Here is a 14,386-nt window from a genome sequence, read left to right as displayed (position 1 = left end):
TCGCGCGCGGCCATGCCCCACCGCATCGTCCCTCGCACGACACCGCCAACTCCCCTTGCCTCAGATCAGCCCTCCGCAGGTGTTCGGGGGCCCGTCAGCCGACGCAGGGCGAGCAGACCGCCGATGCCCGGGACCAGGGCGCGCCACCGGGAGGCGCCCGCGTCCCGCGCGACGCCCGCCGGGAGCATCCACGTGGCCGCGATCACGACGAGATATGCCGTGCCGTGCAGCGGACCGAGGAGCGACGAGAGCGGCCCGGCGTGGACGGTGAACAGGTTGGTGAGGAGGAGGGCCAGGGATACGGCCTCCGCGGCTGCCGCGATGCGGAGCGTGCGCAGGGTGAGCATGCTGGTCACGCCCCCGTCGTGGAGCCGGGGCGGACGATCATCAGGACGGTGACCGTCGCCCAGAGGACGTTGAAGATGCCGGTGAGCATCGCGAGCCGGGCCGTGGCGGGGCGCGCCGACTCCGGAGCGGCGGACCGGGGCGCACCGTCCGCGAGCTCCAGCAGACTCCGCTGCCCCGGCAGGATGACCAGCGCCAGAAGCCCCGCGGCGGCCGCCGTCAGCAGGAGCGACGCGATTAGCCACGCGTCGGTGAGGACGCCGAGCTGGGCCGCGGTGGCGATGCCGAAGACCGGGACGGCGAGACCGGCGACGGCGTAGGCGCGGCAGACGCGGTGCAGGAGCGCGGCGATCCCTGCGGCCCGACCGCTGTCACCCTGCTCCCCGCCACCGCCACTGCCACTGCCACTGCCACCGCCCCGCTCGCCACCACCGGCCCGTCCCTCGCCGTAGCCCGCCTCCCCACCGTCCCCCGTTCCTCCGAGCGCCCGCAGCGCATAGCGCGGGAACATCGACGCGGCGACGGTGATCGACCCGACGGCCAGGATCGCCACGAGGACGTGCACGGACAGCAGGAACTTGGTCACGACGGGCCTCCAGGACTCACGACTGACTACTGACTCGGGGCTGCATGGACACGCACGCCGCCAAGCCGCCACCCCATGTATTGGCTGCCAACGCAATTATGTTGGCTGCCAATATATACACTGCCAACGCCTTCTTTGGGTAGGCTGCCTACTCATGAAGGCGGATGCGGTGCGAGGGCACCTCGACGGACTGCTGCTGGCTGTGCTGGAACCGGGCCCGCTGCACGGGTACGCGATCATCGCGGCGGTGCAGCGCCGCAGCGGGGGCGCGCTTGAGCTGCGTACGGGCACGATCTATCCGGCGCTGAACCGCCTGGAGCGCCTCGGCCTGCTGAGCAGCAGCTGGGAGTCGGCGGCGGGTGAGCGCCGCCGCAGGGCGTACGAACTCACCGACGCCGGACGCGCCACGCTCGCCGGCGAACGGGCGGCGTGGAGCGAGTTCACGGCGGCGATCGGCGCGGTCCTGAACCCCGGCACGGCTCCCGGGCTCGCCACATGAGCCCCGCCGCAGGCCGCTCGCGGGCCGCCGACCCCATCGACGACCACATCGCGGCGCTGACCGCCGCCCTGCACGGCCCCGCCAAGGCCAAGTCCCGGCTGGCCGAGGAGATGCGCGCCGGCCTCGTCGACACGGCCGCCGCCCACGCGGACGCGGGTGCGGACGACGAGGAGGCCGCCCGCCGGGCGATCCGGGAGTTCGGCACGGTCGACGAACTCGTCCCCGCCTGTCAGCGCGAGCTGACCATCGCACAGGCCAGGCACACCGCCCGCACGGTCGCGCTCACCGCACCGTTCCTGGTCGCCTGCTGGTACCTGGCCCGCACGGCGGGCGGCGGGCCGGCGCCCTGGCAACTCGCGCACACGCCCCAGCTGCTGGCCGTCCACCTCGCCTTCGTCGCGACCCTCGCCGCACTGCTCGCCGCGGCGACACTGGCCGCGACCGGCCCCCTGGCCCGTCGACTGCCCGCCTCGAACCGGACCCCGGACCGGCTGCCCCTCGTCGTCGCCTGGTCCGGCACCACTGCGAGCGCCGCGATGGCCGTCGCGACCCTCGCCCTCGCCACGGCCGCCGCCCTGACCACGAACTGGCCCCTGCTCACGGCCGCGGGAGCCCTGGCAGCCGCCTCCCACGCCGTCGTGGCCACCTCGGCCCGAGCCTGCCGCCGCTGCGCGACCCTGCCCGCCCTCGCGTGACCAGCCGTCCCGTCGACTTGGTTTACGCCGCGTACGTGTCGACCGTCCCCGTACTCACTTGATGAGGGCTCAAGGGGCGATGCCGAGCTCCTGGCGCGTCCGGTGGAAGAAGTCGCGGACCGCCGGCTCGCGTCGCCAGGGGGCGAGGGCCGTGTTGAACTCGCGGACGTAGTCTTTGGCCCGGCTCGACCGGACGCGCGCCAGGATGTCCACGGACCGGCACATCGCCACCGGCGCGAGCGAGGCGGAGGGCCTGGATGAAGTGCCGCTGAGCGGCCTCGTGCCGACCGACGTCGAATGCCGTCCAGCCCGCCATCCGGGACAGCTCGGCGGTCACGGAGAAGAGCTCACGGCCGATCTTGTCGGAGAACGACCCTTCGAGCAACGGAGTCGCACGCCGGTCGAGGCAGTCGGTGATGGAGCCGGCTCTCCAGTTGCCTCCACCGAATCTGGAGTCCCAGCGACGGGCGTCGGCGGCGGCCTCGCGCAGTTCGTCGAGGTCTGCCCGGCCGACCTGCCCGCGGCCACGGCGTTCCGCGGTGGCATCGGCCGGGGCGACCAACCAGCGGGTCACGGGGGTGGTGAAGGCGGAGGCAGCGAAGCCGGATCCGGCTCGGGCCAGGAAGTCGCGGCGGTTCACGGAGCTCCAGAACGAAGTGGCGACGCGGACGGCGTCGGCGGGGGCTTGCCTCGGTCTACCTGGTGTTGACCGACTTGATCCCCGCGACGAAGCCGTCCCATGTCTCTGGGCGGAAAATTAGGGTCGGTCCCGCCGGGTTCTTGCTGTCACGGTGTGACGACTTACGGAACTCGGTGACGATTTCGGGGTTCAGGGGATCTCATCCATCTCTTGCGATGCGGAGCCAGGATGTCCTGAGTTCGGCGGTGGTGCGGCTCGGTAACGGCTCATGGCGCGTCACCGCCACCGCCACCGCCCCGGCCGGGCGGCAGGCGGCGGCTCACCGAACCGCGTACCGCCGACGGAACTACCCCGCGTGCAGCATCAATCCGATCCCCGCCACCATCAACCCCGCCGCCACCAACCGCGGCGCCCCGAACCGTTCCTTGAAGAAGACCGCTCCGATCGCCGCGCCGACGATGATCGAGGATTCGCGGAGGGCGGAGATGGGCGCCAGTTCCGCGCGGGTCTGGGCCCAGAGGACCAGGCCGTACGCCGAGACCGAGAGGGCCGCGCCGAGGAGGCCGACGAGGGCGAAGGGGCGTAGGCGCGGGAGGAGTTCGCCGCGCCAGCGGTACGCGGCGTACAGCGGGACCGCGATGCCCTCCAGGATCATCAGCCAGGCGACGTAGCCCATGGAGGAGCCGGAGGCGCGGACGCCCAGGCCGTCCACCACCGTGTACGCCGCGATGGAGACGCCCGTCGCGAGGGCCGCGCCGATCGCCGCCCAGTCCGGGCGGCGCCCCGAACCCCGTATGCCCCACAGCGCGAGGCCCGTCAGGCCCGCGCACGACACCGCGACGCCCGCCGCCTGCCAGCCGTCGGGGACCTCGCCGGCGAAGACCGCCGCGAGGACGGTGACCACCAGCGGCGCCGTGCCGCGCGCGATCGGGTACGCCTGGCCGAAGTCGCCGAGCTTGAACGACTGCATGAGCAGGGCGTAGTAGCCGACGTGGATCGCGGCGGAGAGGAGCAGGTACGGCCAGGCCTCGGGGTCCGGGAGCGCCACGAAGGGGGCCAGGAGCAGGCCGATCAGCGTGCCGCCGCCGGATATGAGCGTGAAGCCGACCAGCTTGTCCGTGATGTGGTGGGCTATCGCGTTCCAGCTGGCGTGCGTGACGGCGGCGAGCAGCACCGCCGACGCGACGAGCGGGGTCACTTCGCGGGCTCGCGCACGTCCACCAGCGTGCCGCCCGCGTGGGCCACCAGCGTCTTGGGGGCCATCGGGAACACCGCGTAGGGCGTGCCGGCCGCCGCCCACACCACGTCGTGGTCGAGGAGGGAGCGGTCGGCGAGGACGCGGGTGCGCGTGGCGTGGCCGAAGGGCGGCACGCCGCCGATCGCGTAGCCCGTCGTCTGCCGGACGACGTCGGCCTTGGCGCGGGTCACCTTCTCCGCGCCCAGCTCCCGCCGCACGAGGTCCAGGTCGACCCGCGACGCGCCGTCCATGAGGACCAGGACCGGCACGCCGTCCGCCGCGAAGATCAGCGACTTGCAGATCTGGCTCAGCTCACAGCCGATCGCCGCCGCGGCCTCGACCGCCGTACGGGTCTGCTCCGGGAAGCAGCGGACCTGGGGCAGCAGTTCGCCGAGGCCCAGTTCACGCAGGGCCTCGGCGAATCGCGGGTGGGCGTCGGACGCGCCGGACGCGCCGGACGACTCGGACGGCTCGGGTGCTGTTGCGCTCATGCCCCGCACGCTAGCGGCCCGTGTACAGGGCACGCGACCACGTATCCGGATGGCGGACAGACCGTAACGAGTGCCGGACGTGCCGGACGTGCCGGACGTGCCGGACGTGCCGGATGCGCGGGGCTCAGGCCCCCGCCCGCAGCATCGCCCGTACCACCGGCCCCGCCGAGTCCCCACCGTGTCCGCCCTGCTGGACCACCGCCGCCGACGCGAGGTCGCCCCGGTACGCGGTGAACCAGCCGTTGGGCTTCTTCTGGCCGTCGACCTCCGCCGAGCCGGTCTTCGCGCCCATGTCGGAGCCGAGGCCCTGCATGGGCTTCACCGCCGTGCCCGCCACCGCCGTGTAGTGCATCAGTTCCCGCAGCGCCGCCGCCGTCGCGCCCGACATCCTGCGCGGCGCCGTCGCGAGCGTGCGGTCGTCGACGTCGGGGGAGACCAGGTACGGCTGCCTGAACGTGCCCGACTTCACCGTCGCCGCGACCGACGCCATGTTGAGGGGGTTCATGCGCACCCCGCCCTGGCCGATCAGCGAGGCCGCCATCTGGGCGTCGCTCTGTACCGGCACCGCGCCGTCGAAGGACGGCACGCCGATCGACCAGTTGTCGCGGCCGAGCCCGAAGACCTCCTGGGCCTGCTCGGTCAGGGAGTCGTCGTCGAGCTTCTTCGCCTGGCTGATGAAGGCCGTGTTGCAGGACCGCGCGAAGCTCGCCCTGAACGTGCCGTTCTTGATCTGGAACTTGTCGTCGTTCTGGAACTTCCAGCCGCCGTACGTCTCGTACTTGGGGCACGGGTGCTTCTTGTCGACCTCGGCGAGCTTCTTCTCCAGGAGCAGCGAGGCGCTGACGACCTTCATCGTGGAGCCGGGGGCGAGCGAGCCCTGGAAGGCCGTGTTGAAGCCCGTGGGGTTCGAGTTCGCGGCGGCCAGGATCTCGCCGGTGCTCGGCTTGAGCACGACGACGGACGCCCGGTTCCGCTTGGCGGTCTCCCGCTCGGCGGCGGCCTGGAGCGAGCCGCTGAACGTCGTCTTCAGTGTGCCCGGCGTGCCGGGGGAGAGCGTGAGCAGCGTCTTGTCGGGCGTCGACTTGGCGTCGTCCTTCTTCGACGACACCGACGACTTCGACGACTTCGCGCCGTCCGCCCGGACCACCCGCAGCTCCACGCCCGCCTTGCCGCCCGCCTTCTTCCCGTACTTCTCCCGCAGCCCGTCGAGGACCGTGCCCAGCGACGGGTACTTCGCCGCCGTCAGCTCGGCGCCGTCCCGGTCCACCGCCTTGATCGGCGGGTCGCCCGCCTCGCCGGTGACCAGCCGGTCGCCCGGCTGCTTCAGCTCCGGGTGCAGCACCGAGGGGCGCCAGCCGACCAGCGTCCTGCCGTCGCTCTTCCTGCGGACGACGGTGAGTTCGGACTCGTACGCGAGGGGCTTGCTCTTTCCCTTGTACGAGACGGTGGTGGCCGCCTTGAAGGGCACCTCGGCGCCCGACCGCTTGCCCGGCGTCAGACGGGTCTTCGTGAGGTGGCCGTCCTTGCGGTAGGACGTCAGGGCCTTCTCCGCCGCCGCGCGGTCGTCCGTGAGCGCGGCCGCACGCGCCGCGTCGCCCTCGGCCCATGCCGCGAGGAACGCCCGCGCGGTGGTGCGGACTTCGGCGGCCGTCGGCGGTCCCGAGGCGACCGGCTTCTCGTCGACGGTCGAGCCGTCCCCACCGGAGCCGGAACCGGAACCGGAGCCGCCGGACAGTGCGAACGCGGCCGCCCCCACACCGCACACGATCACCGCCGCCGCCCCGCCGAGCACCCCCGGGTGCAGCTTGACGTTCCCGATGCGCATGTTCCTGTTGCGCGTGTTTCCGATGCGCACGCTCCCGACGCCGACGCTCTTGCGCTCGGTGGCGCGCCTTCGCTTGCCCACAAACCCTCCGCAGTTCCCCAGAACCCCCGGCTCTTCACCAGAACCCCCGGCTCGTCACCGGAAGGCCACCTTAGAGGCGTACGGAGAAGCCCTCGACCACTTCCTCGCCCGGCCGGGCGACGCGCCACCCGACCGATTACCCTGCGCCCAGCACCGCCGCCACGATCGGCCCCGCCGCGTCGCCGCCGTGCCCGCCCCGCTGCGACATCGCGGCCGCCGCGACATCGCCCCGGTAGCCGGTGAACCAGCTGTCCGACTTCTCCTGGCCGTCGACCTCGGCCGACCCGGTCTTCGCGCCGACGTCGCTGCCGAGGCCCGCCATGGCCCGCGCGCCGGTGCCGCTCACCGCCGTGCGGTGCATCATCTGGCGCAGCTGCTGGACGGTGGAGGCGCGCAGCCCCTGGGCGGTGGCCAGTTCACGGTCGTCGAGGGACTTCGGCACGATCACGGGCTGCCGGAAGGTGCCGGTCATCGCCGTCGCCGTGACCGACGCCATGTTCAGGGGGTTCATCTGGACCTCCCCCTGGCCGATGGCGTTCGCCGCGCGGTTGGGGCCGCCCGACGCCGGGACGGAGCCGTCGAAGGAGGTGACGCCGACCTGCCAGTCGTCGCCGCCCAGGCCGAAGTTGTTCCGCGCCTCCTCGGTGAGGGACGCGTCCGTGATGCCCTTCTCGTCGATGAGCTTCACGAACGCCGTGTTGCAGGAGCGCGCGAAGCTCTCCGAGAACGTCGCGGACTCGTTCGGGACCATGCCCTTCAGGTTGCTGATGGTCTGGCTCTGCCAGGTCGCGGTGGCCGGGCACGGCGCGGGACCGTCCGCCTTGGTGACGCCCTTGTCGAGGAACATCGCCGCCGTGAGGATCTTCATCGTCGAACCGGGCATCACCCGGCCCTCGAACGCCGCGTTGAACGCGTCCTTGCGGTTGTTGGCGACCGCGAGTATCTCGCCGGTGCTCGGCTTCACCGCCACCACGGACGACTCGTCGCTCCGCAGCACCGCCTGCTCCGCCGCCTTCTGCACGCCCGCGCTGAGCGTCGTGGGCAGTTTGCCCGGCTTGCCCTTGGCGAGGGTGAGCAGAGCGCGGGTCCCCGCGCTCTCGTCCTCGCGCCGGACGTACAGCTCCACGCCCGGCTTGCCGCCTGCCCGCTCGCCGTACTTGGCGCGCAGCTTGTCCAGGAGCGGGGCGAGCGAGGGATAGTCCTTCGGGCGCAGGACGGTGCCCGCGCGGTCCACGGCCTGGATGGGCGGGGCGGTGGCCTCACCCGTCACGAGCGTGTCGCCCTTCTCCAGAGAGGGGTGGACGACAGCCGCCGACCAGTCGACGAGCGCGCGCCCCGTGGTCCTGCCGCGGACGACGGTGAGCTGAGAGTCGTACGCGAAGGGCTTGCTCTTCCCCTTGTACGAGACCGTCGCCGACACGGAGAACGGCACGCGGGCGCCCGACGCCCGCTTCGGCGTCAGCTTCACCTTCGTCAGGTGCGCGTCCTCGCGGTAGCCGGTCAGCGCCTTCGCGGCCGCGTCCCTGTTGTTCGTGTACGCCGCGGCCTCGCGGGCGTCTCCGGCGGACCACGCCGCGAGGAACTTCCGCGTGGTCTGCCGGACCTCGTCGCTCGTCGGTGGCCCCGTCCTCACGGCCGCCGGACCGGATCTCGACGAGCCGCCGTCCCCGGTGACGTCGTTGACGAGGCTGTACGCGCCATATCCGGCGCCCCCCACCATGGCCGTGAATACCCCGCCGACCAACGCGACCTTTGCCCCTTTGCGCACGGTGCGCTCCCCTCCCCAGGTTCGCCATGAACCCTAAGGGAATGGAGTGGTGAAGGGGACTCTCGTTATCCGAAGGTATCCGAGGGTGTCCATTACACCCAGGTATCCAGCCACATTCGGGAACGCCAGGAATCGATGGGGATCGCGGTGCCGGTGTAGATCGGCCAGAAGTAGATGAAATTCCAGAGGATGAGCAGAACGACGACACCGGAAGCGGCGGCGCCCACCGTCCTGCGCCGTTCGCTCGACCCCGGCGGGCCCAGCATCGCGCCGATCAGCATCGCCACCGCGAGACACAGGAACGGCACGAAGACGACCGCGTAGAAGTAGAAGATCGTCCGCTCCTGGTAGAAGAACCAGGGCAGATAGCCGGCCAGGACGCCGCAGAGGATCGCGCCCGCCCGCCAGTCGCGGCGGAACACCCACCGCCACAGGACGTACACCAGCGCGAAGGCCGCCACCCACCACAGCATCGGCGTGCCGAGCGCGAGGACCTCGCGGGCGCACTTCTCCGTGGTGTCGGCCGGACAGCCGTCCTTGCCGGGCAGCGGCGACTCGTAGAAGTACGAGACGGGGCGGCCGTCGACGATCCAGCTCCACGGGTTGGACTGGTAGGTGTGCGGCGACGAAAGCCCCACGTGGAACTCGTACACCGCGTGCTCGTAGTGCCACAGGCTGCGCAGCCAGTCCGGCAGCCAGGTCCAGTTGCCGCCCTTCCCTGCGGTGGCCGCCCAGTTGCGGTAGTAGCCGCCGCTGCCGTCCGTCGGCGAAAGGATCCAGCCGAGCCACGACACGACGTACGTGCACAGCGCCACCGGCACCGTCGACACGAACGCAGGGAGCACGTCCCGCCGCAGGACCGCGCGGTAGGGCCGGGCCGCCCCCGCCACCCGGCGCGCGCCCACGTCCCAGAACACGGTCATCAGACAGAGGAAGACCATCACGTACAGGCCGTTCCACTTCGTGCCGAAGGCGAGGCCGAGACAGAGCCCGGCCGCCCACCGCCACGGCCGCCACCCCAGGCGGGTCGTCTCCGCGACGTGCGCGTCCGGTCGTACGATCCCGTCCGCGCTGTCGGGGTCCGCCGGCAGCGCCGCCGCCAGCCTCGCCCGCGCCCTGTCCCGGTCGATCAGGAAGCACCCGAACGCGGCGAGCACGAAGAACATCAGGACCTGGTCGAGCAGCGCGGTCCTGCTCATCACGAAGTGCAGGCCGTCCACCGCGAGCAGCGCGCCCGCCAGACACCCCAGGAACGTCGAGCGGAACAGCCGCCGCCCGATCCGGCAGAGCATCAGCACCGACAGCGTGCCGAGCACCGCCGTCATGAACCGCCAGCCGAACGGGTCGAAGCCGAACAGCCATTCGCCGAGCCCGATCACGTACTTGCCGACCGGCGGATGCACCACGTACGCCGCGTCGTGCGGGATCGCGATGGAGCCGCCCTGCCGCAGCACGTCGTCGTTGATCTTCTCCGGCCAGTTGACCTCGAAGCCGCGGTGGACGAGCGCCCAGGCGTCCTTCGCGTAATACGTCTCGTCGAATATCACGGCCTTCGGACTGCCGAGGTTCCAGAACCGGGTCACCCCGGCGACGAGCGTGATCAGCAGCGGACCGACCCAGCCTGACCAGCGCACGACCTGGCCCGCGGCCGTCCTCGACAGACCGAGCGTCATCCACAGGCGGGGGCTCGGCTCCGTGTACGGCGGCACGAGGCGTGCCCCGACGTCCGCTCTGGGCCGCGCCGCATGGCCGAATCTGCGCAGCCGCCGCTGCCACGGGGGCTGCTGCTCCTCGGCTGCCTGGCCCCCGCGGGTGTCCGGGGAAGACGCGGTACTGGTCACCGCGCCATCGTAGGGAACCAGACTGTGCGAGTCCCGTCCGTGGGCCCTGCGAGGATGGATCCGTCGGCGGCCCTGCGAGGATGGATCCGTGACAGGAAGCGCAGATTCCCCCGGAACCCTGGTCCTCGCGGGCACCCCCATCGGCGATGTCGCCGACGCCCCGCCGCGGCTCGCCGCCGAACTGGAGGCGGCCGACGTCGTCGCCGCCGAGGACACCCGGCGCCTCCGCAGGCTCACCCAGGCGCTCGGCGTGCAGGTCGGCGGCCGGGTCGTCTCGTACTTCGAGGGCAACGAAACCGCGCGCACGCCCGAGCTGGTCGAGGCGCTGACGGGCGGCGCGCGGGTGCTGCTCGTGACGGACGCGGGCATGCCGTCCGTCTCCGACCCCGGCTACCGCCTCGTCGCCGCGGCCGTGGAGCGTGACGTGCGGGTGACGGCCGTGCCGGGACCCTCCGCCGTGCTCACCGCCCTCGCCCTGTCCGGGCTGCCCGTGGACCGCTTCTGCTTCGAGGGCTTCCTGCCGCGCAAGGCGGGCGAGCGCCTCTCGCGGCTGCGGGAGGTGGCCGATGACCGGCGCACGCTCGTCTACTTCGAGGCCCCGCACCGCATCGACGACACGCTCGCCGCGATGGCCGAGGCGTTCGGCGAGGAGCGCAGGGCCGCGGTCTGCCGCGAGCTGACCAAGACGTACGAAGAGGTCAAGCGCGGCTCGCTGAAGGAGCTCGCCGAGTGGGCGGCGGACGGTGTACGCGGCGAGATCACCGTCGTCGTGGAGGGCGCCCCGGAGAAGAGTGCCGGGGATCTCGGCCCCGAGGAGCTGGTGCGCAGGGTGCGGGTGCGCGAGGAGGCGGGCGAGCGGCGCAAGGAGGCGATCGCCGCGGTCGCCGCCGAAGTGGGCCTGCCCAAACGCGAGGTGTTCGATGCCGTCGTCGCGGCAAAGAATGCGGAGCGGGGCAGCCCATCGGCAGGCAAAGGACTATCGTGAAAAGCAAAGCGCGGACCGCGCACCAGGCTGTTTTCGGGCCTCTTTCCTAAGAGGAGGCCAAATCGGCTCCAATGCTCGACAGGTCTGATGCGCTCGCTCCGGTAAAGGCGTCCACTGGTTGCAGGGACGCACCGGCAGTGCTTGTCCCCCGGGCAAGAGGAGCAGCTGGCATGAGTGAGATCGCAGACACCGGCCACCCCACCACAGCGATGAATGCCTCGCCCACGGCGATGAACGTCGTGCATGAGTCCTACGCATTCGCCTGCATGCGTTGCGGACACGGCTGGGAACAGTCCTACGAGATCGAGCACCACGTCGACGCCGCGGGCCAGGAATTCGTGACGTACCTCGCGGACGGCGCCCGCGTGCCCTCGCCGCTGACCCGGCCCACGTGCCTGAACTGCGGAGGGCACGTCGTGCGGATCATGCGGGCGGGGCAGGTGTCGTCCGTGCTGGACATGATGCGGCGGCAGCGCGAGGACACGGCCAGGGGCGTGGGCAAGCCGGCCGGGCCGGTGGACCCGGTCGGGCCGGTGGACGGCGGGGACGGCGGGGACGGGCAGGCGCGGCATCACTGGCACCTCGCGGATCTGCTGCATCCCTTCCAGCACCGCAAGGGGCAGTAGCTGGTGCCTGGTGCCTGGTGCCTGGTGCGCCTGACGGCTTGAGGGCCCGGGCCGGTTCGCTCGGGCAGTTCGTAGGATCGGAGCATGCCTTCGAAGAACGCCGACGCGCCGCCGCCCCTGCCCGAACCGCTCCGGGTGGCGGTCGCCGACTCCCACACCCACCTCGACATGCAGTCGGGCACGGTGGAGGAGGGCCTCGCCAAGGCCGCGTCCGTCGGCGTCACGACGGTCGTGCAGGTCGGCTGCGACGTGCGCGGGTCCCAGTGGGCGGCCGACACCGCCGCCGCGCACGACAGCGTGCACGCCGCCGTCGCCCTCCACCCCAACGAAGCGCCCCGCATCGTCCTCGGCGACCCCGACGGCTGGTCCCGGCAGGGCGCGCGCGAGCCCGGCGGCGACGCCGCCCTCGACGAGGCGCTCGCCGAGATCGACCGCCTCGCCGCGCTGCCGCACGTGCTCGGCGTCGGCGAGACCGGCCTCGACTATTTCCGCACCGGGCCCGAGGGCATGGCCGCCCAGGAGCGCTCCTTCCGCGCGCACATCGAGATCGCCAAGCGGCACGGCAAGGCGCTCGTCATCCACGATCGCGAGGCCCACGACGACGTGCTGCGCGTCCTGAAGGAGGAGGGCGCCCCCGAGCGCACCGTCTTCCACTGCTACTCCGGCGACGCCGAGATGGCCCGCGTCTGCGCGGAGCACGGCTACTTCATGTCCTTCGCCGGCAACGTCACCTTCAAGAACGCGCAGGGGCTCAGGGACGCGCTGGCCGTCGCCCCCCTCGACCTGGTTCTCGTCGAGACCGACGCGCCGTTCCTGACGCCCGCCCCCTACCGCGGACGGCCCAACGCGCCGTATCTCGTCCCCGTCACGCTGCGGGCCATGGCCGAGGTGCGCGGCATCGACGAGGACGCCATGGCCACGGCGGTCGCCGCGAACACCGCGCGCGCGTTCGCGTACTGAGGCTCTCCACTCCGGGAGTCAACGCGGCGACGTTGAGTAGTCGCGCTGCTTTGGAGAGTGACGAAGGCTCCGCTAGGTTCTGTGCGCCCGGTACGTACCCCTGGAGCGTCGGCGTGAGCAACTCGCAGTACGAGACGTACGAGCCGTACGAGACCTACGAGACGTATGCGTCCTACGAGCCGTATGGCGAGCCGCAGTGCGAAGTGTGGCAGGACGCGTCGTACGACGTGTCACAGGTCTCACAGGTCTCACAAGTCTCGCAGGTGCCGCAGGTGTCGCAGGTGTCGGACGTGGCGTATGCGGAAGCCGCCACGCTGCCGCGGCAGGTGTCTGTGTCCTCCCTCGCGTCCGCGCCCGGTGGGGGGCGCGCGGGGGCGCGGCGGGCCGCACGCGGCAAGAAGGGGCCCAGGGCGTCCGGGCCCGCGCCCGCGTCCGCGTCCGCGCCTGCCGCCGAGCGGCCCGAGGTGATCCGGCGGCTGCTGCCGCAGGCCCTCGTCGTCGCCTTCCTCGCGGGCGGCACCTCCGCGTTCGTCGCCAACGACAAGGCCGTGCGGCTCATCGTCGACGGCAAGCCCCGCACGCTGCACACCTTCGCCGACGACGTCGGTGAACTCCTCGCCGACGAGGGCGTGGACGTCGGCGCCCACGACATCGTCGCGCCCGCCTCCGGGACCGCCCTCGCCAGCGGCGACGAGGTCGCCGTCCGCTACGGCCGGCCCGTCCACCTCACCCTCGACGGGCAGCGCCGCCGGGTGTGGACCACGGCGCGGACCGTGGACGGGGCGCTGCGGCAGCTCGGGGTGCGGGCGGAGGGGGCGCACCTGTCGGCCTCGCGCAGCAGCCGCATCGGCCGGGACGGGCTCGCTCTCGACGTCCGCACGGAACGCACCGTCACGATCATGGCGGACGGGCGGGAGCGGACCATCCGCACGAACGCGGCGACCGTGCGGGAGGCCGTCGCCGAGTCCGGGGTGACGTTGCGCGGGCAGGACACCACATCGGTCCATCCCGACAGCTTTCCGCGCGACGGGCAGACCGTGACCGTCATGCGGGTCACGGGGACGAAAGAGGTGCGGGAGGAGGCGATCCCCTTCGAGGTGGAGCGGACGGAGGACCCGTCGCTGTTCCGCGGCACGGAGGTCGTGGCGCAGGCGGGGCGGCAGGGGGTTCGGCGGGTCACGTACACCGTGCGGAGCGTCAACGGCGTCAAGCAGAAGCCGCGGCGGGTCGGGTCCGAGGTGGTGCGGGAGCCGCAGAAGCGGATCGTGAAGGTCGGCACGAAGCAGAGGCCCATGGCGGTGGCGGGGGCGGACGGCCTCGACTGGGGGGCGCTCGCCCGGTGCGAGTCGGGTGGGCGGCCCGGGGCGGTGGATCCCTCCGGTACGTACGGAGGGCTCTACCAGTTCGACACGCGGACCTGGCAGGGGCTGGGCGGGGCGGGGCGGCCGCAGGACGCGCCGGCGGCGGAGCAGACGTACCGCGCGAAGAAGCTGTACGTCCAGCGTGGGGCCAGCCCGTGGCCCCACTGCGGCCGCCGCCTCCACGGCTGAGCGCCGCCTGCCGGTGGGGCGGTGCTGCGCCTTTGCTTCGTCTGTGGGGCGGGCCGCGGGGTGTGCGCGAGCTCGCCGGGGGGTCTGCGCCTAGCGCTCGTCTGGGGGGCGGGGCCGCGGGGTTTGTGCGAGCTCGCCTGGGGTCTGCGCCTGCTGTTCGTCTGTGGGGCGGGGCCGCGGGGGTATGTGCGTACTCGCTATCCCTGCGCCACGCCTCAAGTCCAAAGGCGCCAGAGTGTGCTCGGTGCTCCGTTCGC

Annotated in this window: 15 protein-coding genes; 6 read left to right on the top strand and 9 right to left on the bottom strand. The window is 72.2% G+C overall.

The window, feature by feature from the left end:
* Window positions 1-65 precede the first annotated feature (65 nt).
* Both AB0H82_RS31145 and AB0H82_RS31140 read right to left on the bottom strand, forming a co-directional pair.
* Window positions 66-347 carry a DUF3817 domain-containing protein gene (locus tag AB0H82_RS31145; protein ID WP_362998756.1) on the bottom strand — a complete coding sequence of 94 codons (282 nt, stop codon included), beginning with the start codon at window positions 345-347 and terminating at the stop codon, window positions 66-68.
* A 5-nt stretch (window positions 348-352) separates the two neighbouring features.
* Complete coding sequence (locus AB0H82_RS31140; RefSeq protein ID WP_362998647.1) at window positions 353-931, bottom strand: hypothetical protein; 579 nt, start codon at window positions 929-931, stop codon at window positions 353-355.
* 154 nt (window positions 932-1,085) lie between these two features.
* Between AB0H82_RS31140 and AB0H82_RS31135 the strand changes: the two genes are divergently transcribed.
* Together AB0H82_RS31135 and AB0H82_RS31130 are read left to right on the top strand one after the other, a co-directional pair.
* Window positions 1,086-1,430: a helix-turn-helix transcriptional regulator gene (locus AB0H82_RS31135; RefSeq protein ID WP_362998645.1), complete on the top strand. Its 345-nt coding sequence runs from the start codon at window positions 1,086-1,088 to the stop codon at window positions 1,428-1,430.
* A complete protein-coding gene (locus AB0H82_RS31130; protein WP_362998643.1) occupies window positions 1,427-2,125 on the top strand; it encodes a permease prefix domain 1-containing protein in 699 nt (232 codons plus the stop codon). Before AB0H82_RS31135 ends, AB0H82_RS31130 begins: the two co-directional genes overlap by 4 nt.
* Before the next feature lie 69 nt (window positions 2,126-2,194).
* Here the strand turns inward: AB0H82_RS31130 and AB0H82_RS31125 are convergent, their stop codons facing one another.
* From AB0H82_RS31125 to AB0H82_RS31095, 7 genes are all read right to left on the bottom strand, one after another.
* A complete protein-coding gene (locus tag AB0H82_RS31125) occupies window positions 2,195-2,338 on the bottom strand; it encodes a hypothetical protein (protein WP_362998641.1) in 144 nt (47 codons plus the stop codon).
* Between the two features lie 482 nt (window positions 2,339-2,820).
* Window positions 2,821-2,946, bottom strand: coding sequence for a DUF397 domain-containing protein (locus tag AB0H82_RS31120; RefSeq protein ID WP_362998754.1), 126 nt, complete (start codon window positions 2,944-2,946; stop codon window positions 2,821-2,823).
* Window positions 2,947-3,111: 165 nt separating this feature from the next.
* A complete protein-coding gene (locus AB0H82_RS31115) occupies window positions 3,112-3,963 on the bottom strand; it encodes a DMT family transporter (RefSeq protein WP_362998639.1) in 852 nt (283 codons plus the stop codon).
* Window positions 3,960-4,493, bottom strand: a complete 534-nt coding sequence (locus tag AB0H82_RS31110; RefSeq protein ID WP_362998637.1) for a YbaK/EbsC family protein — start codon at window positions 4,491-4,493, stop codon at window positions 3,960-3,962. Before AB0H82_RS31110 ends, AB0H82_RS31115 begins: the two co-directional genes overlap by 4 nt.
* Before the next feature lie 124 nt (window positions 4,494-4,617).
* Window positions 4,618-6,318, bottom strand: a complete 1,701-nt coding sequence (locus AB0H82_RS31105; protein ID WP_362998752.1) for a penicillin-binding transpeptidase domain-containing protein — start codon at window positions 6,316-6,318, stop codon at window positions 4,618-4,620.
* A gap of 217 nt (window positions 6,319-6,535) precedes the next feature.
* Complete coding sequence (locus tag AB0H82_RS31100; protein WP_362998635.1) at window positions 6,536-8,167, bottom strand: penicillin-binding transpeptidase domain-containing protein; 1,632 nt, start codon at window positions 8,165-8,167, stop codon at window positions 6,536-6,538.
* 92 nt (window positions 8,168-8,259) lie between these two features.
* Window positions 8,260-10,008, bottom strand: a complete 1,749-nt coding sequence (locus tag AB0H82_RS31095; protein WP_362998633.1) for a phospholipid carrier-dependent glycosyltransferase — start codon at window positions 10,006-10,008, stop codon at window positions 8,260-8,262.
* 88 nt (window positions 10,009-10,096) lie between these two features.
* Here AB0H82_RS31095 and rsmI point away from each other — a divergent pair, with 88 nt between their 5' ends.
* The 4 genes from rsmI (at window position 10,097) to AB0H82_RS31075 (ending at window position 14,129) form a co-directional block, all read left to right on the top strand.
* Window positions 10,097-10,993 carry a 16S rRNA (cytidine(1402)-2'-O)-methyltransferase gene (rsmI, locus tag AB0H82_RS31090; protein ID WP_362998631.1) on the top strand — a complete coding sequence of 299 codons (897 nt, stop codon included), beginning with the start codon at window positions 10,097-10,099 and terminating at the stop codon, window positions 10,991-10,993.
* Window positions 10,994-11,163: 170 nt separating this feature from the next.
* Entirely contained in the window at window positions 11,164-11,619 is a 456-nt protein-coding gene (locus tag AB0H82_RS31085; protein ID WP_362998629.1) for a hypothetical protein, read from the top strand.
* Window positions 11,620-11,703: 84 nt separating this feature from the next.
* Window positions 11,704-12,579: a TatD family hydrolase gene (locus AB0H82_RS31080; RefSeq protein WP_362998627.1), complete on the top strand. Its 876-nt coding sequence runs from the start codon at window positions 11,704-11,706 to the stop codon at window positions 12,577-12,579.
* 113 nt (window positions 12,580-12,692) lie between these two features.
* Window positions 12,693-14,129 carry a ubiquitin-like domain-containing protein gene (locus tag AB0H82_RS31075; RefSeq protein WP_362998625.1) on the top strand — a complete coding sequence of 479 codons (1,437 nt, stop codon included), beginning with the start codon at window positions 12,693-12,695 and terminating at the stop codon, window positions 14,127-14,129.
* The last annotated feature ends 257 nt before the right edge of the window (window positions 14,130-14,386 follow it).

The organism is Streptomyces sp. NPDC050732 (assembly GCF_040654255.1).
GTDB lineage: Bacteria > Actinomycetota > Actinomycetes > Streptomycetales > Streptomycetaceae > Streptomyces.
The sequence above is the reverse complement of the archived record's forward strand: the minus strand, read 5'-3'. Positions and strand labels throughout refer to the sequence as shown.

What these genes read in the sequence shown, in the direction of transcription:
- AB0H82_RS31085 (WP_362998629.1), top strand. Translation starts at nt 11,164, where the DNA reads ATGAGTGAGATCGCAGACACCGGCCACCCCACCACAGCGATGAATGCC.
- AB0H82_RS31080 (WP_362998627.1), top strand. Translation starts at nt 11,704, where the DNA reads ATGCCTTCGAAGAACGCCGACGCGCCGCCGCCCCTGCCCGAACCGCTC.
- AB0H82_RS31135 (WP_362998645.1), top strand. Translation starts at nt 1,086, where the DNA reads ATGAAGGCGGATGCGGTGCGAGGGCACCTCGACGGACTGCTGCTGGCT.
- AB0H82_RS31105 (WP_362998752.1), bottom strand. Translation starts at nt 6,318, where the DNA reads ATGCGCATCGGGAACGTCAAGCTGCACCCGGGGGTGCTCGGCGGGGCG.
- AB0H82_RS31110 (WP_362998637.1), bottom strand. Translation starts at nt 4,493, where the DNA reads ATGAGCGCAACAGCACCCGAGCCGTCCGAGTCGTCCGGCGCGTCCGGC.
- AB0H82_RS31145 (WP_362998756.1), bottom strand. Translation starts at nt 347, where the DNA reads ATGCTCACCCTGCGCACGCTCCGCATCGCGGCAGCCGCGGAGGCCGTA.
- AB0H82_RS31130 (WP_362998643.1), top strand. Translation starts at nt 1,427, where the DNA reads ATGAGCCCCGCCGCAGGCCGCTCGCGGGCCGCCGACCCCATCGACGAC.